Annotated in this window: 16 protein-coding genes and 1 pseudogene; 2 read left to right on the top strand and 15 right to left on the bottom strand. The window is 30.4% G+C overall.

Going from position 1 to position 18,425, the window contains the following annotated elements; genetic code table 11:
* Positions 1-51 precede the first annotated feature (51 nt).
* Entirely contained in the window at positions 52-912 is an 861-nt protein-coding gene (locus JBL43_RS15095; protein ID WP_198842242.1) for an FKBP-type peptidyl-prolyl cis-trans isomerase, read from the top strand.
* A gap of 148 nt (positions 913-1,060) precedes the next feature.
* Here the strand turns inward: JBL43_RS15095 and JBL43_RS15100 are convergent, their stop codons facing one another.
* The 11 genes and pseudogenes from JBL43_RS15100 to clpB all read right to left on the bottom strand — a co-directional run bounded on the left by JBL43_RS15100 (position 1,061) and on the right by clpB (position 13,503).
* The gene (locus tag JBL43_RS15100) at positions 1,061-1,705 is read right to left on the bottom strand and encodes an outer membrane beta-barrel protein (RefSeq protein ID WP_198842243.1); all 645 of its coding nucleotides are present in this window, start codon (positions 1,703-1,705) and stop codon (positions 1,061-1,063) included.
* A 197-nt stretch (positions 1,706-1,902) separates the two neighbouring features.
* Positions 1,903-2,484 carry a Maf family nucleotide pyrophosphatase gene (locus tag JBL43_RS15105; protein ID WP_198842244.1) on the bottom strand — a complete coding sequence of 194 codons (582 nt, stop codon included), beginning with the start codon at positions 2,482-2,484 and terminating at the stop codon, positions 1,903-1,905.
* Complete coding sequence (locus JBL43_RS15110; RefSeq protein ID WP_262896271.1) at positions 2,471-3,403, bottom strand: geranylgeranylglycerol-phosphate geranylgeranyltransferase; 933 nt, start codon at positions 3,401-3,403, stop codon at positions 2,471-2,473. Before JBL43_RS15110 ends, JBL43_RS15105 begins: the two co-directional genes overlap by 14 nt.
* Positions 3,400-3,858, bottom strand: a complete 459-nt coding sequence (gene smpB / locus JBL43_RS15115; protein ID WP_138949367.1) for an SsrA-binding protein SmpB — start codon at positions 3,856-3,858, stop codon at positions 3,400-3,402. Before smpB ends, JBL43_RS15110 begins: the two co-directional genes overlap by 4 nt.
* 196 nt (positions 3,859-4,054) lie before the next feature.
* Entirely contained in the window at positions 4,055-4,552 is a 498-nt protein-coding gene (locus JBL43_RS15120; protein WP_198842246.1) for a SixA phosphatase family protein, read from the bottom strand.
* Between the two features lie 174 nt (positions 4,553-4,726).
* On the bottom strand, positions 4,727-5,188 hold the full coding sequence (locus JBL43_RS15125; RefSeq protein WP_198842247.1) for a hypothetical protein: 462 nt from the start codon (positions 5,186-5,188) through the stop codon (positions 4,727-4,729).
* 85 nt (positions 5,189-5,273) lie between these two features.
* Positions 5,274-5,702, bottom strand: coding sequence for an Hsp20/alpha crystallin family protein (locus JBL43_RS15130; protein WP_198842248.1), 429 nt, complete (start codon positions 5,700-5,702; stop codon positions 5,274-5,276).
* A 243-nt stretch (positions 5,703-5,945) separates the two neighbouring features.
* Positions 5,946-8,318, bottom strand: coding sequence for a S9 family peptidase (locus tag JBL43_RS15135; RefSeq protein ID WP_198842249.1), 2,373 nt, complete (start codon positions 8,316-8,318; stop codon positions 5,946-5,948).
* 235 nt (positions 8,319-8,553) lie between these two features.
* Positions 8,554-8,970: pseudogene (locus JBL43_RS15140) on the bottom strand (YfbK domain-containing protein); the annotation flags it as partial.
* Between the two features lie 213 nt (positions 8,971-9,183).
* A complete protein-coding gene (locus JBL43_RS15145) occupies positions 9,184-10,830 on the bottom strand; it encodes a MutS-related protein (protein ID WP_198842250.1) in 1,647 nt (548 codons plus the stop codon).
* Positions 10,831-10,914: 84 nt separating this feature from the next.
* Positions 10,915-13,503, bottom strand: coding sequence for an ATP-dependent chaperone ClpB (clpB, locus tag JBL43_RS15150; protein WP_198842251.1), 2,589 nt, complete (start codon positions 13,501-13,503; stop codon positions 10,915-10,917).
* Positions 13,504-13,714: 211 nt separating this feature from the next.
* On the opposite strand from clpB, the gene ytxJ reads away from it, so the two are divergent.
* On the top strand, positions 13,715-14,086 hold the full coding sequence (gene ytxJ / locus JBL43_RS15155) for a bacillithiol system redox-active protein YtxJ (RefSeq protein WP_198842252.1): 372 nt from the start codon (positions 13,715-13,717) through the stop codon (positions 14,084-14,086).
* Between the two features lie 25 nt (positions 14,087-14,111).
* Here ytxJ and JBL43_RS15160 read toward each other — a convergent pair whose 3' ends face one another.
* The 4 genes from JBL43_RS15160 to JBL43_RS15175 form a co-directional block, all read right to left on the bottom strand.
* Positions 14,112-15,317: a hypothetical protein gene (locus JBL43_RS15160; protein WP_198842253.1), complete on the bottom strand. Its 1,206-nt coding sequence runs from the start codon at positions 15,315-15,317 to the stop codon at positions 14,112-14,114.
* Positions 15,318-15,491: 174 nt separating this feature from the next.
* The gene (locus JBL43_RS15165) at positions 15,492-16,472 is read right to left on the bottom strand and encodes an OmpA family protein (protein WP_198842254.1); all 981 of its coding nucleotides are present in this window, start codon (positions 16,470-16,472) and stop codon (positions 15,492-15,494) included.
* A 388-nt stretch (positions 16,473-16,860) separates the two neighbouring features.
* On the bottom strand, positions 16,861-17,259 hold the full coding sequence (locus JBL43_RS20445; protein WP_198842255.1) for a DUF2752 domain-containing protein: 399 nt from the start codon (positions 17,257-17,259) through the stop codon (positions 16,861-16,863).
* Positions 17,260-17,577: 318 nt separating this feature from the next.
* Positions 17,578-18,417, bottom strand: coding sequence for a hypothetical protein (locus tag JBL43_RS15175; RefSeq protein ID WP_198842256.1), 840 nt, complete (start codon positions 18,415-18,417; stop codon positions 17,578-17,580).
* Positions 18,418-18,425 lie beyond the last annotated feature (8 nt).

Genomic DNA, 18,425 nt, shown 5'->3' on the forward strand with positions numbered 1-18,425 from the left:
TATGTATTTTAGAAAATAGATGTAAATTGCAGGCTCAAAAAAAAATAACAGATGAAATTGAAATTTAACGCTATATTTTACATTTTTATATTAGGATTAGTACTGGTTTCTTGTAAAAAGGACGATGATGATGCAGAACCTTTTGATAATGAAGCACAGGCTTTATTGGACGATGAGGAATTAGTAGATTATTTACAGACGCATTATTATATTCCACCTACAGCAGATGAATCTTTTGGTGTTATAGATACAATCCTTAATGGAGAAGCATCTTTATTTTCAATGGTACAAACAGAAAATATAACGTATAATGATATTAATTTTAAGTTATATTATCTTATCAGTCAAGATGGAGTGGCTGGAGTGTATCCTAGTAAAACAGATCGTGTGTTAGTAAAATACAATGGTTTTGAGTTGGATAGTACAAATTTTGACAAGTCAACCAATTTTAGTTGGTTTGATTTAACTAACACTGTTACTGGATGGGGATATGGATTGCCATTTTTTAAAGGAGGTATTAATACTTCTGAGGATGGTGAGCCTTTAGCATTTGAAAATACGGGCAAAGGAGTCATCTTCTTTCCTTCAGGCTTAGGTTATGGTGAATATGGATCTGGTTCAATTGGAACAAGTGCACCTTTATTGTTTCATATAGAGTTGGCATTGGTGCAAAGAGCAGATACTGATGGTGATGGTATTTATGATTTATATGAAGATCTTGATGGAAATAAGGATTATAACGATGATGATACAGACGAAGATGCTATACCTAATTATGGAGACACAGATGACGATGGTGATGGTATATTAACTAGTGATGAGAATGCCGATCCTAATGGAGATGGTAACCCAGAAGATGCAAATGATGAGGATGGAGATAATATACCAGATTATTTAGATTCTGATAGTTAGAAATTAGTATTCCGTTGGCAGTAATAGTCGGCAGTATTTTAAAGTTCGTATTCAATTAAGACAACAACAAAAAAGCACCAAATTCATTGAATTTGGTGCTTTTTTTACATATTATTGATTTACTGAAGCGTGTTACCGCTACTGTAAATTACCTTCTATTATCATTAAATCGATAAGAAAGTCCAAATATGATTTGATTAGGTCTATTGTCTACTTCAATACCAGTGTTTAAAACACCATTATCTAGATCACCTTTTAAATCATTAGAAAATCCTTTTTCCCATCTAACATCTAGTCCAAACCTGCCTAATTCCAATCCTGTTCCAATTTGTAATCCAATACTGAAATCATCGGTTGTAATATTTTCAAATTCACTTTGACTAAAGTCAGATTTTGTAATATACTGAATTGATGGACCTGCAAAAACGTGTACAGGACCAATAATTTTAGTACCCAATAAAATAGGAATGTCTATTTTTTTGGTTTTAAAATCGGTATTCACATTTTCATCGGGATTGCTATACGAGTTATTTAACTGTGTATAATTAATCTCTGGACGTAAATACAATCCTAAAAAATGAATGCGTGACCATAAGCCAAGATGGAATCCTGCTTTGTTATCAGCTCCTGAAATTAAATTTTCGGCATTACTACCGACTTCAGAAACGACTTCAGAGAGATCGCCACCAAAGTTGTAATTGAGTCCGCCTTTTAATCCGAAATCAATTTTCTGTGCAAATACTAAACTTGAGGTTAAGGTAAGGGTTAGTAGTGTTAATACTAATTTTCTCATAATAATTAATTTTAGTTAAATGTATTTCTACTAAAACGCAAAATTCGAGCCAATATGCAGAATGTTGATAACTCCTAAATGTTAAAATTATTGTACAATCCTAAAATTCCCTATAAAAAAAGGGAGTAACGCGTTTCTAAACGTTCAAATAAAATAAAATAATTAACTATATGAATCCGAATTACAGCTTTTTAGGATTATAATTTCATCATTTCTATGTAAAACTTATGAACAGGAAAGCCCATTACATTATAAAAGCTACCTTCAATTTTTTCTACTGCTATATATCCCATCCACTCTTGTATGCCATATCCTCCAGCCTTATCAAAGGGTTTGTAATTATCAATATAAAAATCAATTTCCTCATCAGTCAATTTTTTAAAATGAACAATTGTAGTATCACTAATAATTGTTTTTTTACTTTTTGTTTTTAAACAAATAGAGCTGATCGCTTCATGTTGTTTTTCAGATAATAAATTCAACATTTCTCTAGCCTCTTCTGTATTCTTAGGCTTCCCTAACACTCTACCCGACACTCTTACTAAGGTATCTGCTGTTATAAGGATATCATTATCTTCCAACGTGGCTTCGTAGGCATCGGCTTTTAATTCAGCCAAATAACTGGTAATTTCATTTCCATGTAAATATTTAGGATAATCTTCATCAACATCAATAGAAACGGTGGTAAAAGGAATTCTTAAATCTCTAAGAAATTGTTTTCTTCTCGAGGATTGAGATCCTAATAAGATATTGTAATTTTTTAATTTATCGGTCAGCATAATAAATGGTTAAGGAGAGTATTACTATAGAAAAAATTCCTAATAGCATGATTAATTTTAATAGTCTACTTGCTCTAATATAGTCTTTTTTAGACTTAGCATATAATATTTTTGTCATAAAATAGAGTAGGGGCATAAGTACTACAATTAGCATATAGGCCAAAACAAATGGTACATTAGAAAAGCTATTAAAGCTATAGAAGGTAATTATTATTAAAGGAAAAAAACTGAGAGCAAAAATGACAGTATTGGCTCTTTTTCTACCTAAAATAATAGGTAGTGTTTTCATGTTCATATATTTGTCACCATTTACATCTTCTGCATCTTTTACCATTTCACGTAACAGCATAAATATAAAGGCAAAAACAGCATAATCTATCAGTACTCTAAAAGCGTAATATTGATTAATATCGTTTTCTTCAGTAACCATAGGGATGATGTCAAAAACACCAACAATTAAAATACTCATGGAAACTAATAATGATACAATTACATTACCAATTATAGGTCTTTTTTTTAAGTCTGAGTTATATACTTTTAACAATAATATGGTAATTACAAAAATGGCTACAAAAGAAAGTTTGTCAACAGTGTGAGCAACATATAATCCACAAAGCAGTCCTATGCTATTAAATATGTTATAGAGAAAGTTCGCTTGTTTTTTACTTATTTTTCGGCTTACTAAAACTTTGGTCGGTTTATTTATTTTGTCGGCTTCAACATCATAAATATCATTCATAATATAACCTGCAGCTGCAATGATAAGCGTAGTAAAAACTAATATTGCAAAAGTAAAATTAGATAATGCTGTATCAACTGAAAAGGAAGGGAAATAAACATACTTAAATAGAATTTGAATAAGAGCTATCATTACCAAGTTCTTCCACCGAACAAGTTGAAAAAAAGAGCTCAATGTCATTTATAGATTTTTTTTATCCTATCTAAATTTCTTTTACTGTCTCTATCCTTTAACGTTTCTCTTTTGTCATAGAGCTTTTTACCCTTTGCTAAGCCTATTTCCAACTTAGCCCAACCTTTATCCGTTAAAAATAATTTAAGTGGAATGATGGTAAGTCCAACATTCTGTACTTCTTTTTGAAGTTTTTTTAATTCACGCTTATTAAGGAGTAAGCGGCGTTCACTTTTGGGTTTATGATTGTATATATTTCCATTAATATATTCTTCTATAAACATATTAATGGCGAAAAGTTCACCTTTGTCATTAAACTCACAAAAGCTCTCTGTAATTCGAGCTTTACTAGCTCTAATTGATTTTATTTCAGTACCCGTAAGTTGAATTCCAGCCACATACGTGTCTAAAATTTCATACTCAAAACGAGCCTTTTTGTTCCTTATGTTAATCTTTGGTTGCATTACTACAAAATTAACTAAAATTGGAAGATTAAAAAGATTTAAATTTTAATATTTATAAGAACAATTGACGATTAATGGTTATTGCTAGATAATAACTATTGCGTGTAACGCTAATAAAACATACTTTGAGATTATCGGACTAAGTTTTAAACTAATAAATTCTCAGTAATTAAATAGTTTGTATCGAATTGAATTATTACTCCACATCAACCATAACATGCTCAATGGTATCTCCTTCAATAGTTACCAAATATAAATTATCATTATCGGTTTCATCTATATTTAAATATTCACCGTCACCAATCAGTTTATTAGCAAAGCCTGGTATTGTATTACTGTGGCCTACAATTAGAATAGCTTTGCCTTTCGTGTCTTTTAAAAACTGCTCAACATCCAAATTATTAGGATGGTATTTCTGAACGGTTAGTTTTTTAGATTTAGCAATTGGAGCTACCGTTTGAAGCGTGCGATTATAGTCTGTAGAATATATGGCATCAATTTTTAATTCATCAAAAATATTTTTCCATGATTTAGCTCTTTCTTTTCCTATTTTGTTGAGCTCTGGATTTTTATCAGTAGCATCCGTCTTAACTTTTTCAGCATGACGTATAAGATAATAGGTAGTTTTTTCTTTTTGTGAAAATGCTGTAACTGTTATTGAAAACAGCAAAATGGCGATGAGATACTTTTTCATTAGGTTGGTTAATTAGATCTTAATTGTTAGATATAAGTTGGTTAGCTATAGCATAAACGTATTAATAACAGTTTTCTTATATATTAAGTAATAATTAGTAATGAAGCTAAAACGAATTCTAAAGATCTATTTTATAACCAAAAAAAAACTGCCAAAGTAGGCAGCTTATATTCTTTAGATTTCTTTTTTCAAATCATCTTCTTTTTTTAAATAGAACCTATTCTTAATAGAATCCATTTTTTTGAAGATTTCATCTACATTATTATCATTGATTCTAAATCGTTTACTAAAGAAATCTTGATTGTAAAAATCGTGCATTTTAAACATATCTTCATTAAAGAAATCATTAGCCATTATACTATCTAAATGATTAAAATTATCATCAAATCCTATTTTAAATTTGTTGAAAAAATTTTGTTCTAAAATAGAATCATCTTTTATATTTGAATAGAAATAGGAGTATGTAGAATCAACACTAATTAAATTTCCATCTTCATCATATTCTTTATGAACACTGCTGTTTACAATTGGTTCAATACTATCTAACTGAGTTTCTGTTTTATCAGTCTGTTTTTGACCGGTACAACTTGTTAACGAAAAAGTTAACAACAATGTAGCTATTATTAAGTTTTTCATTTTTATATAATTTAAATTAAATAAAAGGGATAATTGTAATTTAATAATAAAAAAATGGGCGAATACTATCCGCCCATATCAATCATTATTTTACCTCAATCAATCGAGCTGGTTTTGGTTTTGCTTCTTCACGTTTAGGAATTACAATACTCAATTCTCCATTAGTGTAGGTTGCTTTAATTTTATCATTATCTACAATGTTTTTTGGTAAATTAAAACTTCTTTTAAAAGATTGATAACTGTACTCTCTTCGTGTATAATTATCTTTTTCCTCTTTGTTTTCTTCATTTTTTTCTGAAGAAATCGTCAATACATCATTATTTAAATCAATATTGAAATCTTTTTTGTCCATTCCTGGAGCTGCTAAATTTACTGTAAATCCATCTTCATCTTCTTTGATATTTACCGCAGGTAAACTTGTATTGGTTTCTGAAAAATTAGTTGAAGACCAATCTCTAAACAAATTGTCAAATACTGTAGGTATTACAGGAACACCATTGCTTTTTACTAACATAATAATTCATTTTTAAGTTAAACTTTTTTTATTTGTTAGGTGTAAAGCAAATTAAATACCAATTGATAATTTATGATATTTTGTCATCAAAAAAATAAACAAAATGACATTTTGTCTTCTGACTGCTAGGTGTTTATGACTTTTTTACAGTTTTTTTATTATTGAAATAAGAAAATTAATATTTCGTGTTTTATGTAATTAGCATTTCTTGTGGATAGTACTTTTTTTTAGATCAGCTTTATTTTAATCATTTAATGTTTCTTGAAATAGTTTGAAAATTCTACGGTATTCATCTCTCCAGCTTGAAGCTTCTACAAATCCATGACTTTCAACTGGAAATATCGCCATTTCCCAATTTTCTTTTTTAAGTTCAATAAGTCGTTGTGATAATTGTACAACATCCTGAAAATGAACGTTTGTATCTACCATTCCATGTAAAATAAGTAAATTTCCTTTTAATCCTTCCGCAAATTTAATAGGCGAACTTCTGTTGTAAGCGATACGATCTTCTACAGGTGTATTTAAAATAGGGGCGGTATAACCATGATTATAATTAGACCAATCTGCTACCGAACGTATTGCAGCTCCACTTTTAAATGTATCAGGGTATTTAAACATTGCCATTAAGGTAATAAAACCACCGTATGACCCACCATAAATACCTATTTTATCTTTGTTTACACCTTGGTTTTCTATAAGGTATTTGGCTCCATCAATTTGATCATCTAAATCTTTACCACCCATATGCCTGTAAATACCGGTACGCCAATCGCTACCATAGCCTGAACTTGCTCTAAAATCAATTGCTAGTACAGTATAACCATTATCTACGAGCATATTATGAAACATATATTCTCTAAAATAAGAAGACCACCAATGGTGTACATTTTGTAAGTAACCCGCACCATGAACAAATATTACGGCTGCACCATTATTTTTTTCGGCAGTTGGTTTTAATAGAGTAGCGGGTACATCAGCACCATCGTTACCTTTAAAACGTATAATTTCTGGTTGTTTCCAATTGTAGTCTTTAAATTCCTGAGTCACAGAATTTGTTAATTGTGTAATTTTACCATTCATTTTATTTGGCATTACATAAAGCTCCCAAGGTGTTGTACTGTTAGAATAACGAATAGCCAATTGTTTTTCATCTGGAGAGATGGTTACCTCATGACCACCTTTTAGCGATGTAATTTGGGTCATTTTTCTCGTTTTAATTGATAAGTGGTAAAAATGCTGTTCAAACGGACTTACTTTGTTAGTCACTAAATAAAATGATTTTTTGTCTTTGCTTAATGTGGTTTCTAAAACTTCGTAACTACCAGAGGTTACTGGGCTAATTTTACCAGTGTTTACATTAGCAATATAAATATGAGCATATCCCGTTTTTTCAGATTTAAACCATATCCTATTATTGTCTAGCCATTCTATAGTTCCTCTTGAAAACCATCCTACTTCAGGACCGCCAATCCAAGCGTCGTCATGTTGTCTGTCAATTAGTTTTAAGTCTCCTGTAGAAACATCTAAGCTCATTATCCATCTATCCTTATAGTCTTGCGATGTAATGTTGACTATAGCTTTATTATCATCTGAAAAAATGGGTGAACTGATAGTAACATAACGAGGGTTTTTAAATTTAGGATTAAAAACAGAGTCTTTAACAACATAATCTTTTAAATATTCAGGTTTGTCAAAAACACCTTCAATTTTATCTGTTTTTACTTGATAAATAGTGTCTTTATGGATGTTGTAAATCCAAGTTTCTGAAGTTGCTTGTTTTCCTCCAACTTTAGATCTCGTAGTAATATCTGTAGTGTAACCAGATGCTGTCACAAAATTTGGGACTACCGTGTTTTTATTTTTTACTGGTGAAAATAAATTATATACTACATAATTTAAATTGGGTGATATCTTTAAACCTCTCAATCTTTTGCCTTCTAAATAAATTGATCTAGGCTTTTTAACTTTAGTTAATTCCCTTCTGTATTTTGAGGCTTTTTGCACGTTTTCTCTCTCTCCTAAAACTTGAAAATTTTGTAATTGCTGGTCTTTCAACCATTGATCCTGTTCGGAAAGCTTTTTATCTTCATTTGGTTTTTTACCAGTATTAAAATTGGTTAATTGAGTTGTGGTTCCTTTTGAAATATTCCATTTAAAAAGGTTAGCATTACTTTGGAAAATAATATCTTTTTCATCGCCAGAAAATAGGGGGTTGGTTTCATATGCTAAGGTATTCGTAACCTGTGTAACCGCGAAATTTTTAGTGTTTAGTAAATAAATGTCTCCATTTTTTTCATAGACTTTCCAAAGGTTATCATGAGTATAAATACCATTACTAGTTTGGGTATGTAATTCTTCTGTGCTTAATTTTTTAATAGCCTTCGTATGAATAGCTACTTTGAACCGAGATGAGATGGTGTCAGCTTCAGGATTCCAGCTAAAATAAATTGACTTACTATCGTCTGACCAACTGATGCGTTCAGGTAAGTGTCCAACAAAAGCATCACCTTTCATTATTTGATCTAAAGATAATGTTGATTCGTTTTTTACTTGACTAATACCAGATAAACCTGAAAACAAACAGATTAATAAAAGTAATTTATTTAAAATTCTCATGATAACAATAAAATTGATTTGATTCCAAAGATAAGTTTTAATTTTCTAGTTATTAATGGCGTTTATATCACAACTTATAAGATGTACTTTATCAACTAATTAAAGGTGATGTAAATACCAAAAGAAACAAGATTTTATCTTTGGAATACTATAGTTTTACATATGTGCCATGTGAAATTATTTTTATTGTTACTATTTATTTTTAGAGAATACCCACTGTTTTACTTAATCTTGATTATTCAAGATCTACCATATCCACTAATCGAACAAATTCTAAACGATAACCCAATTTGTCTTTTCCTTTAGCATTTTCTGCAATAGTGATAATTTCTTCGAGACTTATTTTTTTCGCTATTTGTGATGCTCTTAGTTTCAAACCAAACAGGGCAACTGCAGATGCAAACCTTAAATCATTACTTGCGTTATCAAACTCAATAGTATTATCTTTTACTACATGCACCATTTCAATACTTTTGGTACCTTTTGGTTTTTTGTATCTAAATTTGATAGTGACCAATTCATCTTTAAACTTATCTTTAGAAGTGTTATCTGAATATTTTAAATCGCCAATTTCTTTTAAAAACTTACTAGTTTTGCCTTTCGGGATAATTTCATATAAAGCTGTAACACTATGATTACTTCCTAATTCACCAGCATCTTTTTTTTATCATCAATATCGTTTTTCTTGTCCAGTTGTGGTCAATGTAACGTGAGTTATCACAATCAAAATATTTACTTTCTTCATAATTGGTTAGATTTTAAATTCGATGTAAATCTACTATTATTGATATTTTGATAAAACTAAGGATGTGTTAACATTACCTTTTATTGAGAGATGTGCTATTATTGATTCGTAAATAAAAAACTAATTAAAACTTTCTGTCTCCGTTTTTCTAGCATCAGCAATTATTTCTGGAGGATAATCATATAGTTCTAAAACCTTAATGGCGTTTCTCGTTTTTAATTTTCCACTTTTCAATTTATGGTCAAACAGGAGTTCTTCATTTTCAATTTGCTCACTAAAATGAAACAATTCGTAATTTTCTTTTTTCAATAATTCAGTTAGTTCAATATCGTGTGTAGAAACTAAAACAATATGATTTTTTTTGTTGAGATAGGCTAAAATGGCTTTTCCACCCGAAATTCGTTCAACGGTATTGGTACCTTTAAAAATCTCATCTAAAACAAAAAGGCAAGGTTCTTCAGCTTGTGAAGCCTTTAATAATGCTTTTATAGTGAGTACTTCTTGCAGATAATAGCTTGTGTTTTCCTGTAAATCGTCTGTAATTCTAATGGAACTGTGTACTTTTAAAAATGGTGCGGTAAAGGTTTTTGCAAAACACAAATTTAATGTTTGTGCTAAAATACTATTGACAGCAATGGTTCTAATAAATGTTGTTTTACCAGACATATTCGAACCAGTCAACAACATGCTTTTATCAATTAAATTTAAATCATTTACAACACACTTTTCAATTAAAGGGTGGTAAATTTCCTGAGTTTCAATTTGTTTTTTATCCGTAAAGTTAGGAGTACATGTTTGTTCTTTCCCGGCCTTTAAGGAAGCAATGGAAATGGCGGCATCAATTTCTCCAATAAATAAGTAGAGTTGTTCAATACTTTTTTGCTCTTTAGAGATAGTGTCAATAAAGCTAAAAAATACAATCTGTTCTATATTAAATTGAATTTTTACTAGTTCTGTCACTAACCAGAAAAAGGCAGCAAATTCTCCTCCTATATGTTTCTCAAATCCTATAAACTTGGTTTTATAGCGGATGGAATCTAACTTTTTAAAAAAATCAACATTCTTAAAATGTGATTTTACTTTTTCAATCTTAATCAGTTCTTTACTTATTGTCAATCCTTTATTCAGCTGTGTTACACCATCTAAATAATAGGTGATATTTTCTTTATTTTTATAATGAGAAACGGTGTTTATTGCAAAAATGGGAATTAAAAGTAATAAAAATAACGGATGAACAAATACCAAGAAAATTGATGCAACAGCAGTTATGGTTAAGGCATAAATCCATTTTATATTTTTAGGTTTTTCTATCGTTTTATCATTTATTAATTTTTCTAACTCATAAGATGCGTTAGAATTTAAGTTCGATAGCAGTAATTGACATTTGAGTCTTAAATCATCATCATTACTAAAAACTTGACTAAAAGCACTAAACTTTTTTAGCTTTTCAAGAGTTCCAATGGTTCTTAATTTGTAGTATAAATATTGTTGACCAATTTTTGAAGAGGTACGGTCAATAAATTGAAAAACAGCATCAATGTCTAAATCTGATTTAACCCGGTCTGATATTAAATGATAGGCATCTTTTTTGTGAAAATTATTATAGTAATATTGACCAATAGATCGAAAGTGAAATCGCGTTGATTTTGGTTTGCCCCAATTGTCAATAAAATATTTTTTGAGTTTAGCTAATCTTTTTTTTCTGTTGTAATTACTTACCAAATAGATAACAATTAGTATGAAAAGTGTAGCTAAAATCCAGTTCATTGTGGGGTTGTTAGTTATTGAATATAAAAAATCAGGTCAGTTATGACCTGATTTTTTAAGATTAAGGTTTAAAGTTTTTCGAAATTACTTATTTCTAAAAACCAATTCGTCATCAAAAGCATCGAGAAGTATAGAGCTATTATCAACAACTTTACCCGCTAGAATTTCTTTCGATAATTCGTTCAACACTTTACGTTGTATCACTCTTTTTATAGGTCTTGCTCCAAATTGTGGGTCAAACCCTTGACGTGAAAGACTTTCAACAGCTTCATCTGTAGTGCTTAATGCAATTCCCTTATCAGCTAACATTTTAATCAAACCATTCAATTGTAGTTTTACAATTTGAGTAACTTCTGCTTTGTTTAAAGGCGTAAACATCACTATTTCATCAATTCTATTGATAAATTCAGGTCGAATTGTTTTACGTAAAAGACCTAATACATCTACTTTTGTGGCTTCGGTAACCTGTTCACGTTTATTCATGTCGAACTCTTTAAAATTCTCTTGTATAATGTCAGAACCCATGTTTGAGGTCATAATTATTATAGAGTTTTTAAAATCAGCTACACGACCTTTATTATCTGTAAGTCTTCCTTCATCTAATACCTGCAACAGGATGTTAAAAGTGTCAGGGTGTGCTTTTTCAATTTCATCCAACAGAATAACTGAATATGGTTTACGTCTAACAGCTTCAGTCAATTGTCCACCTTCTTCATATCCAACATATCCCGGAGGTGCTCCAACTAATCGGCTTACGGCATGACGCTCTTGATATTCACTCATATCTATTCTAGTCATGGCACTTTCATCGTTAAATAAATATTCTGCCAACGCTTTTGCCAATTCCGTTTTACCAACTCCTGTAGTTCCTAAAAATAAGAAACTACCCACAGGTCTTTTACTATCTTGTAATCCTGCTTTTGAACGTCTTACCGCATCGGCTACCGCTTCAATAGCCTCATTTTGACCAATTACACGGTGGTGTAATTCATCTTCTAAGTGTAGCAATTTTTCACGTTCGCTTTGCAGCATTTTCTGAACTGGAATACCTGTCCATTTTGCAACAACTTCTGCAATATCTTCGGCCGTTACTTCCTCTTTTATTAAAGCGTTGTCTTGATTGCTCAATACATCTTTTTGCAGTTCCGCTAACTTTTCTTCTTCTTCTTTTATTTTACCATAACGAATTTCTGCTACTTTACCATAGTCTCCATTACGCTCTGCTTTATCAGCTTCAGTTTTGTAATCATCAATTGCTTTTTTAGCAGCCTGAATTTGATCTACAACTTCTTTTTCGCTTTTCCATTTTGCATAGATACCTTCACGATCTTCTTTTAAATTAGCGACTTCTTCTTTTAAGCTTTTCAGTTTTTTCTCATCTTTTTCACGCTTTATGGCTTCAATTTCAATTTCTAATTGCATTATTTTTCGATCTAATGCATCTAACTCTTCAGGTTTAGAATTGATTTCCATACGTAATTTAGCAGCAGCTTCATCCATTAAATCAATCGCTTTATCTGGTAAAAATCGATCTGTGATATACCGTTGTGAAAGTTCTACTGCAGCAATAATAGCATCATCTTTAATTTGTACTTTATGATGCGTTTCATATTTATCTTTAATACCACGCAAAATTGAAATGGCACTTTCAGTATCAGGTTCATTAACCACTACTTTTTGGAAACGACGTTCTAATGCTTTGTCTTTTTCAAAATGTTTTTGGTATTCATCTAAAGTGGTTGCTCCAATGGCACGTAACTCACCTCTTGCCAATGCAGGTTTTAAAATGTTAGCAGCATCCATTGCTCCTTGTCCACCACCAGCACCAACTAGGGTATGAATTTCATCTATGAACAATACAATTTGTCCATCAGCACCAATCACTTCTTTAACAACTGATTTTAATCGTTCTTCAAATTCACCTTTATATTTTGCACCCGCTATAAGGGCACCCATATCTAAGGAATAAATAATTTTATCTGCTAAATTTTCAGGTACATCACCTTTTACAATTCTATGAGCTAAACCTTCTGCAATAGCAGTTTTACCCACACCTGGTTCACCAATTAATATGGGATTATTCTTTGTTCTACGTGATAAGATTTGTAGAATTCTACGAATTTCTTCATCACGACCAATTACAGGGTCTAACTTACCATCACTAGCCAATTGATTTAGGTTTTTACCATATTTACTTAGCGAGTTATAAGTATCTTCAGCTCCTTGACTAGTTACTTTACTACCTTTACGAAGTTCGGCAATAGCTGCTTTTAAATCCTTTTCAGTTACTCCGTTATCTTTAAATAATTGAGCAGTATCACCCTTAGACTTTAATATGGCTAATAAAATATGTTCAATAGAGATATACTCATCTGACATTTTCTTCGCAATATTTGCGGCATCAGAAAGCATTGTTCCCGCAACTCTTGAAAGCATTAATTCGCCTCCAGAAACTTTAGGGAAACTAGCGATTATATTATCTAATGTTTGTTTAAAAATATCAACATTTACGCCTAATTTATTAAGCAAAAATGGTATTACATTCTCATCAACCTCAAAAATACCTTTTAAGATATGTGCATTCTCTATTTGTTGATGTCCTAAGCCTTGTGCAATTTGCTGAGCTTGTTGCACTGCTTCCTGCGATTTTATTGTATAATTATTTAGATTCATCTTTCTTTTTTTATTAGAGCAGATGCAATTAGTGTTCCATTCGTAACATAAAATAGTTGAGCGACAAAATGGCTGTTTAGTGCTTAGTTTAGAGACAAAATGACATTTTTTAATGAATTTATTATAATATTGAGAGTCATTTAGGCACAACGTTTATTGTCAGTAATAAAATAGCTAACTTTGAAACTGAAATTGAAAACGAAATATTAACATGGGAATATTAAAAAGTTTGTTTGGTAGTTCTGAGGCTTCAAAACCCAAAAATAATTTTAATTGGATTGCTTTAAATTCAATGGAACAACTGGATGAAATTGAGCAAAAGTCGAATTCAAAATATCAAGCTATATTTAAACACAGCACGAGATGTGGAATTAGCAGTGGTGTACTTCGTCAGTTTGAGCGTCAAGAGGATACTGGAGAAGTAGATTTTTACTTGCTGGATCTATTGAGTTTTCGGCCAATTTCAGAAGAAATTTCTTCAAAATTTGGAGTGATGCATCAATCACCACAATTAATAGTATTAAAAGATGGTGCCGTAGTTGCACATGGTTCTCATTACGATATTATGAGTGTAAAAATTTAGAGTAACTATATATAGTTATTTAACGCTAATTGAACTTATAGGCCTTTACTATATTTTTTATTTTAAGTTTAAGATCTTCACCGGAATCATAAATCATTTGTTCACTTGTTGGAAAAGGAACCGACTTTTGTGAAGAGAAACCTAAGTATTCAGAATCTAAAGATCTTTTATCACCATTGTAATTACCATATATGTGTTCAAAAACAAACCCTGAAGTTATAGGGTATGCGTTAATTAATTGATTTGTTTGTAAATCAAAATAACTTACTTTGGCTGTTATATTAGCCTCTTTATGTTGTGTTAGTTTATTAAAAACACTTTTAACTTTTATAAATTTATCTTCCTTTATATCGTTACCAAGGCTATCTTTAGTTACATTTCCATTGGTATCTAAGACATATTTCCAACCATCCTTAATTTGCTTTTCCTTAATTAATTGTTTTTCATTTATGGCTTCGGGACTAATGTTTATACTTACAAACTCTAATACCATTTCATAATTGTAATTAATATCTTTTTGAGGGTTTGTGTGATATGTTGTCCATAAATCATTTAAACCATAAGTATTAAAATTTAACAATTCATTTTCTAAGTCTTCAGGAATTATCTTGTCACTGGCATTGTATGATTTCACCTTTACGTAATCTATCCCTTTTACATAAACATCTTCAATTCTTTGCTTGGTGTCTTTATAACCTGGGCTTAATTCTTCTAAATAGGTAAAGTCATCATATGCTTTTCTATAATCATATTTTGTAGTTGCTGATTCGGCTAAGCCTGAAGCATTTGAATAGAGATAAGATGCGAGTTTTTCTTTAGAAGCTAATATTTTATTGGTGTAATCACTAAATGAAAATTTTGCTTTTCTACCTTCTTCAGATAAGTACAGTGGAAGTAACGGTTGTATTCTTTCTTGAATAGACTCCAATTCTAAATAGCTATTGTAAACTTTTTCATAATTAGCTTCATTTCCTTCTTTCAACAAAAAATTAATTTCTTTATTTTCTCTTTTTGTATTCTTTGCAAAGGCATCTTCAAGCATTGTAATATACTTCTGATTTCCTTTTTTAGTTTTGTTCGCAGATAATTTAGCGATTGACGCATTAATTGCACTGTAATAATTTCCACTATTTAAAGCTTCTTGAGTTTTTTTGGTACCACTACAAGACACAAGTCCTATTGTTAATAGTAATAATAGTAGCGTTTTATATTTTTTAATTACGAAATTCATAATGATTAATTCAACTTTAAAAATGGTTTGAATAAATAACGGTTTGTTTTTTTAAATATTGCAATTCAATATTCTGCTCAAATTTATAATATAATAGGTTTATATAAACAACAAAACTCCTAAAATATTAACTATTTCAGGAGTTTTTATATGTTTTAAGTATAACGTAAAATCTTATCTAATTATGAGTTCTACCCTTCTTGCAAAATCAAATGAAGATTTGATTTTGTCAGCATCTTTACCTCTGAATTCTAAATTTATTCGGCCAGCTGAGATTCCTAATTCGGAAAGTTTTTCAAAAATTACTTGTGCTCTTTTTTCTGAAAGTGCGTTATCGTAATCAACACTCGTATTATTCGTATCAGAGGCATAACCTATTAAAGTTACTTCTTTTTCAGGATATGCCTTTAAGTAGTTAACTATTTTACTTATTGCATTCAATCCTGTTGCTTTTATTTCTGATTTGTTATTGTCGAAAAAGACATATTCATTTTGACTATAATTATTATCCGGTTCATTGGTAATATAATTATTGATAACAGGTTTTTCAATGATAGTTTTAGTACTGTCTATTATAATTGGTTCCATATTCTTAACTGACCAATCGATATGATCCTTTTTTCCTAGAGTATATGAAACCCCTAAATTGATACCGAAAGAATTGGTAGTATAAAGATCATTTTCTTGTAAATCGTTAATACCTGTAACTACATTTAAAGATGCTTTTAGAGCTAATTTATTATTAATTTTATACAAATTGTCGATACTTGTAGTTAAATGAAAGTTGCTATTTTCTCTAAATATTTTGGGGTTGTGTATTTTATGTAAATACGTATAATCTCCACCTACTCCCAATAATATGGTATAAACCTTGGTAAATTCCTCAAAGTTTAATACTCTACCTACATTGACTATACCTTGAATATTCGCTGAGTAATAATTTTCAATATTATCAGTATAGGTAGCAGATACTCGAACTCCAAATTTATTATTAAGCATATATCGACCACCTACATTGTAATTGGCAAAGGCGAATGAAGCCACATCTTGTATTTGTGTGATGCCTATAGAGGGTTCAATTGTTATTCTGGAATATTCTTGTGAATAAATTAGGGATGTCAACATTAAAAATGTTGTTAAAATTACTTTTTTCATAAGGGGAAATATTAGTTTATGTTAATGAATGATTTTTTGTACTATATATTCTATGAGGAAATATATGATACAGTTATATACTATTAGGCATCATGAATTACTCACATGAATAAAATAGTATGTGTTAGGTTTAGGTAGTTGTTGATAGAACAACTTAAGAGCTCTAATTCCTACCTGTTTTATTAATTTTTTTTAGATAAAGAGAAATTAAATCAAAGGAAAATATGTAATGTGTTGATAGTCAAAGATTAGTATGTTTTGATTCTTTTATTACATTAATGATAAATTACTATGAAGTAGTTATTCTTTTGAGAAACTAAATATTGAAAATACCACTAAATATTACAGCTAATTTTTATCTATAATTGTTATGAATAAAAGAGTTTGCCTAATTTATTGGTGCCAATAATGAAAATGGGTCAACATTTATATTTCTTAAAATCCAAAAAAGTATAAATAATCCTAAAACCAAAAACTGTATCTTTTTATTGTTAAAGATGCTTTTAGCACTTGTTTTAAAAAAATGGTTACTCAATTGTATTCCGTAATGGTAAATCAAGGCGATTATACCTAACAGTAACATTATATTATTCCGCAGTGCTTCTAAAAAATCACCATGTATTAAACTATGAAATGCACGTTGGCTGCCACAGCCAGGACAGTAAATGCCAGTGGTGTTATAGAGTGGGCATTTCAGTAAAATATTGAATTGACTGGAAGTACTACTAAAATAAAATAATGCTACTACCAATATAAATATTAGCGTAATTAATTTTTTATATTTCAAAATATTAAGAATATTGGCTTAGTAATTACAGAATTTTTTCTTACTTTATTTAAGGAAAACTGAAAGTATTATCTTCATTTTAAGATAATACAAGTTTTTGTTGTTCCATTTCATTGAGTTGATTAATAGTTTTTAAAAGCGATTTTTAACTGTAATGCTAAATATGTAAACTTTCCGATCAACCTACAAAAAGCCATATGAAATTCTCCTTTTAAAAGTTAAATATAGTACCATTGCACACCACAGCCTATACATTTTACACCCAATTATTTCAATGACAAGAAAACGTACTTTCTAACCAAGAGAGAATTACCCTGTTTATTCTGGTACTTTCGTTTTAGAAGTCTCTATGGTACCAAATTCATAAGAATCATAATTAACGGGTTCTCCATTTGCATTTACCAGTTTTAAAGGTGATATTGTTATGGTGGTTTTATAGGTCTCTGTGTAACTATTTTGTATATTTCTTGGCTCTGTTATGGTGCTAATGGTATCTGGGTCCAGATAATCATTAAGATCATTTCCGTTCGCATCAAGGGTAGAAGATTCATCTATTGTTAAAACACCATCACCATCATCATCAGCATCTAAATAATTAGGGATGCCATCACCATCTGTATCATCGTTGGTAGGATCTCCATCCCCATCAATATCCTCATTGTCGGTGGTAATATCATCACCGTCATCATCAGAGTCAATATAATTGGGTATACCATCGCCATCTGTATCCAATAATAAATCATCAGTTTCATCGACTCCATCATTGTCATCTTCTGAAAACTCAGTATTTACCAAAACAGTCCCTGTTCCTGTCCACTCTTGCGTAACCGTAGGAGAAGTTGGTGGTATATTTTGGCAGAAATAACTAGAGGTTGGTGCTTCGGACATTGTTCTATAGGTAATACTATTGGTTCCACTCTCTGAAACGGTAAATGTTTCTTCATTCCAATTATACGTTAAGAAGGTTTCTTCATCATCTGCGTCAAAATCAGAATCCAATTCAATAACAAAAGTTTCGTTTTCATTAATTTTGAACAGGACCACCTCACCGCAAGTTTCAATGTCTGTAGAGGAAAAGTCAAATTCAGGAATGTCTAGGCTACCATCATTACATGACAATACAAGTATCAGTAAAAAAAATAAATATATTCTGCTCATTTATAAAC

Origin of the sequence: Aureibaculum flavum (assembly GCF_016406085.1) — a bacterium.
GTDB lineage: Bacteria > Bacteroidota > Bacteroidia > Flavobacteriales > Flavobacteriaceae > Aureibaculum > Aureibaculum flavum.

Bases quoted from the DNA above. Each gene is read 5' to 3' on its own strand.
- JBL43_RS15110 (WP_262896271.1), bottom strand. From the start codon at position 3,403: ATGACATTGAGCTCTTTTTTTCAACTTGTTCGGTGGAAGAACTTGGTA.
- JBL43_RS15175 (WP_198842256.1), bottom strand. From the start codon at position 18,417: ATGAGCAGAATATATTTATTTTTTTTACTGATACTTGTATTGTCATGT.
- JBL43_RS15120 (WP_198842246.1), bottom strand. From the start codon at position 4,552: ATGAAAAAGTATCTCATCGCCATTTTGCTGTTTTCAATAACAGTTACA.
- JBL43_RS15160 (WP_198842253.1), bottom strand. From the start codon at position 15,317: ATGAATTTCGTAATTAAAAAATATAAAACGCTACTATTATTACTATTA.
- JBL43_RS15100 (WP_198842243.1), bottom strand. From the start codon at position 1,705: ATGAGAAAATTAGTATTAACACTACTAACCCTTACCTTAACCTCAAGT.
- JBL43_RS15105 (WP_198842244.1), bottom strand. From the start codon at position 2,484: ATGCTGACCGATAAATTAAAAAATTACAATATCTTATTAGGATCTCAA.
- smpB (WP_138949367.1), bottom strand. From the start codon at position 3,858: ATGCAACCAAAGATTAACATAAGGAACAAAAAGGCTCGTTTTGAGTAT.
- JBL43_RS15130 (WP_198842248.1), bottom strand. From the start codon at position 5,702: ATGTTAGTAAAAAGCAATGGTGTTCCTGTAATACCTACAGTATTTGAC.
- JBL43_RS15165 (WP_198842254.1), bottom strand. From the start codon at position 16,472: ATGAAAAAAGTAATTTTAACAACATTTTTAATGTTGACATCCCTAATT.
- JBL43_RS15095 (WP_198842242.1), top strand. From the start codon at position 52: ATGAAATTGAAATTTAACGCTATATTTTACATTTTTATATTAGGATTA.
- JBL43_RS15135 (WP_198842249.1), bottom strand. From the start codon at position 8,318: ATGAGAATTTTAAATAAATTACTTTTATTAATCTGTTTGTTTTCAGGT.
- clpB (WP_198842251.1), bottom strand. From the start codon at position 13,503: ATGAATCTAAATAATTATACAATAAAATCGCAGGAAGCAGTGCAACAA.
- JBL43_RS15125 (WP_198842247.1), bottom strand. From the start codon at position 5,188: ATGAAAAACTTAATAATAGCTACATTGTTGTTAACTTTTTCGTTAACA.
- ytxJ (WP_198842252.1), top strand. From the start codon at position 13,715: ATGGGAATATTAAAAAGTTTGTTTGGTAGTTCTGAGGCTTCAAAACCC.
- JBL43_RS15145 (WP_198842250.1), bottom strand. From the start codon at position 10,830: ATGAACTGGATTTTAGCTACACTTTTCATACTAATTGTTATCTATTTG.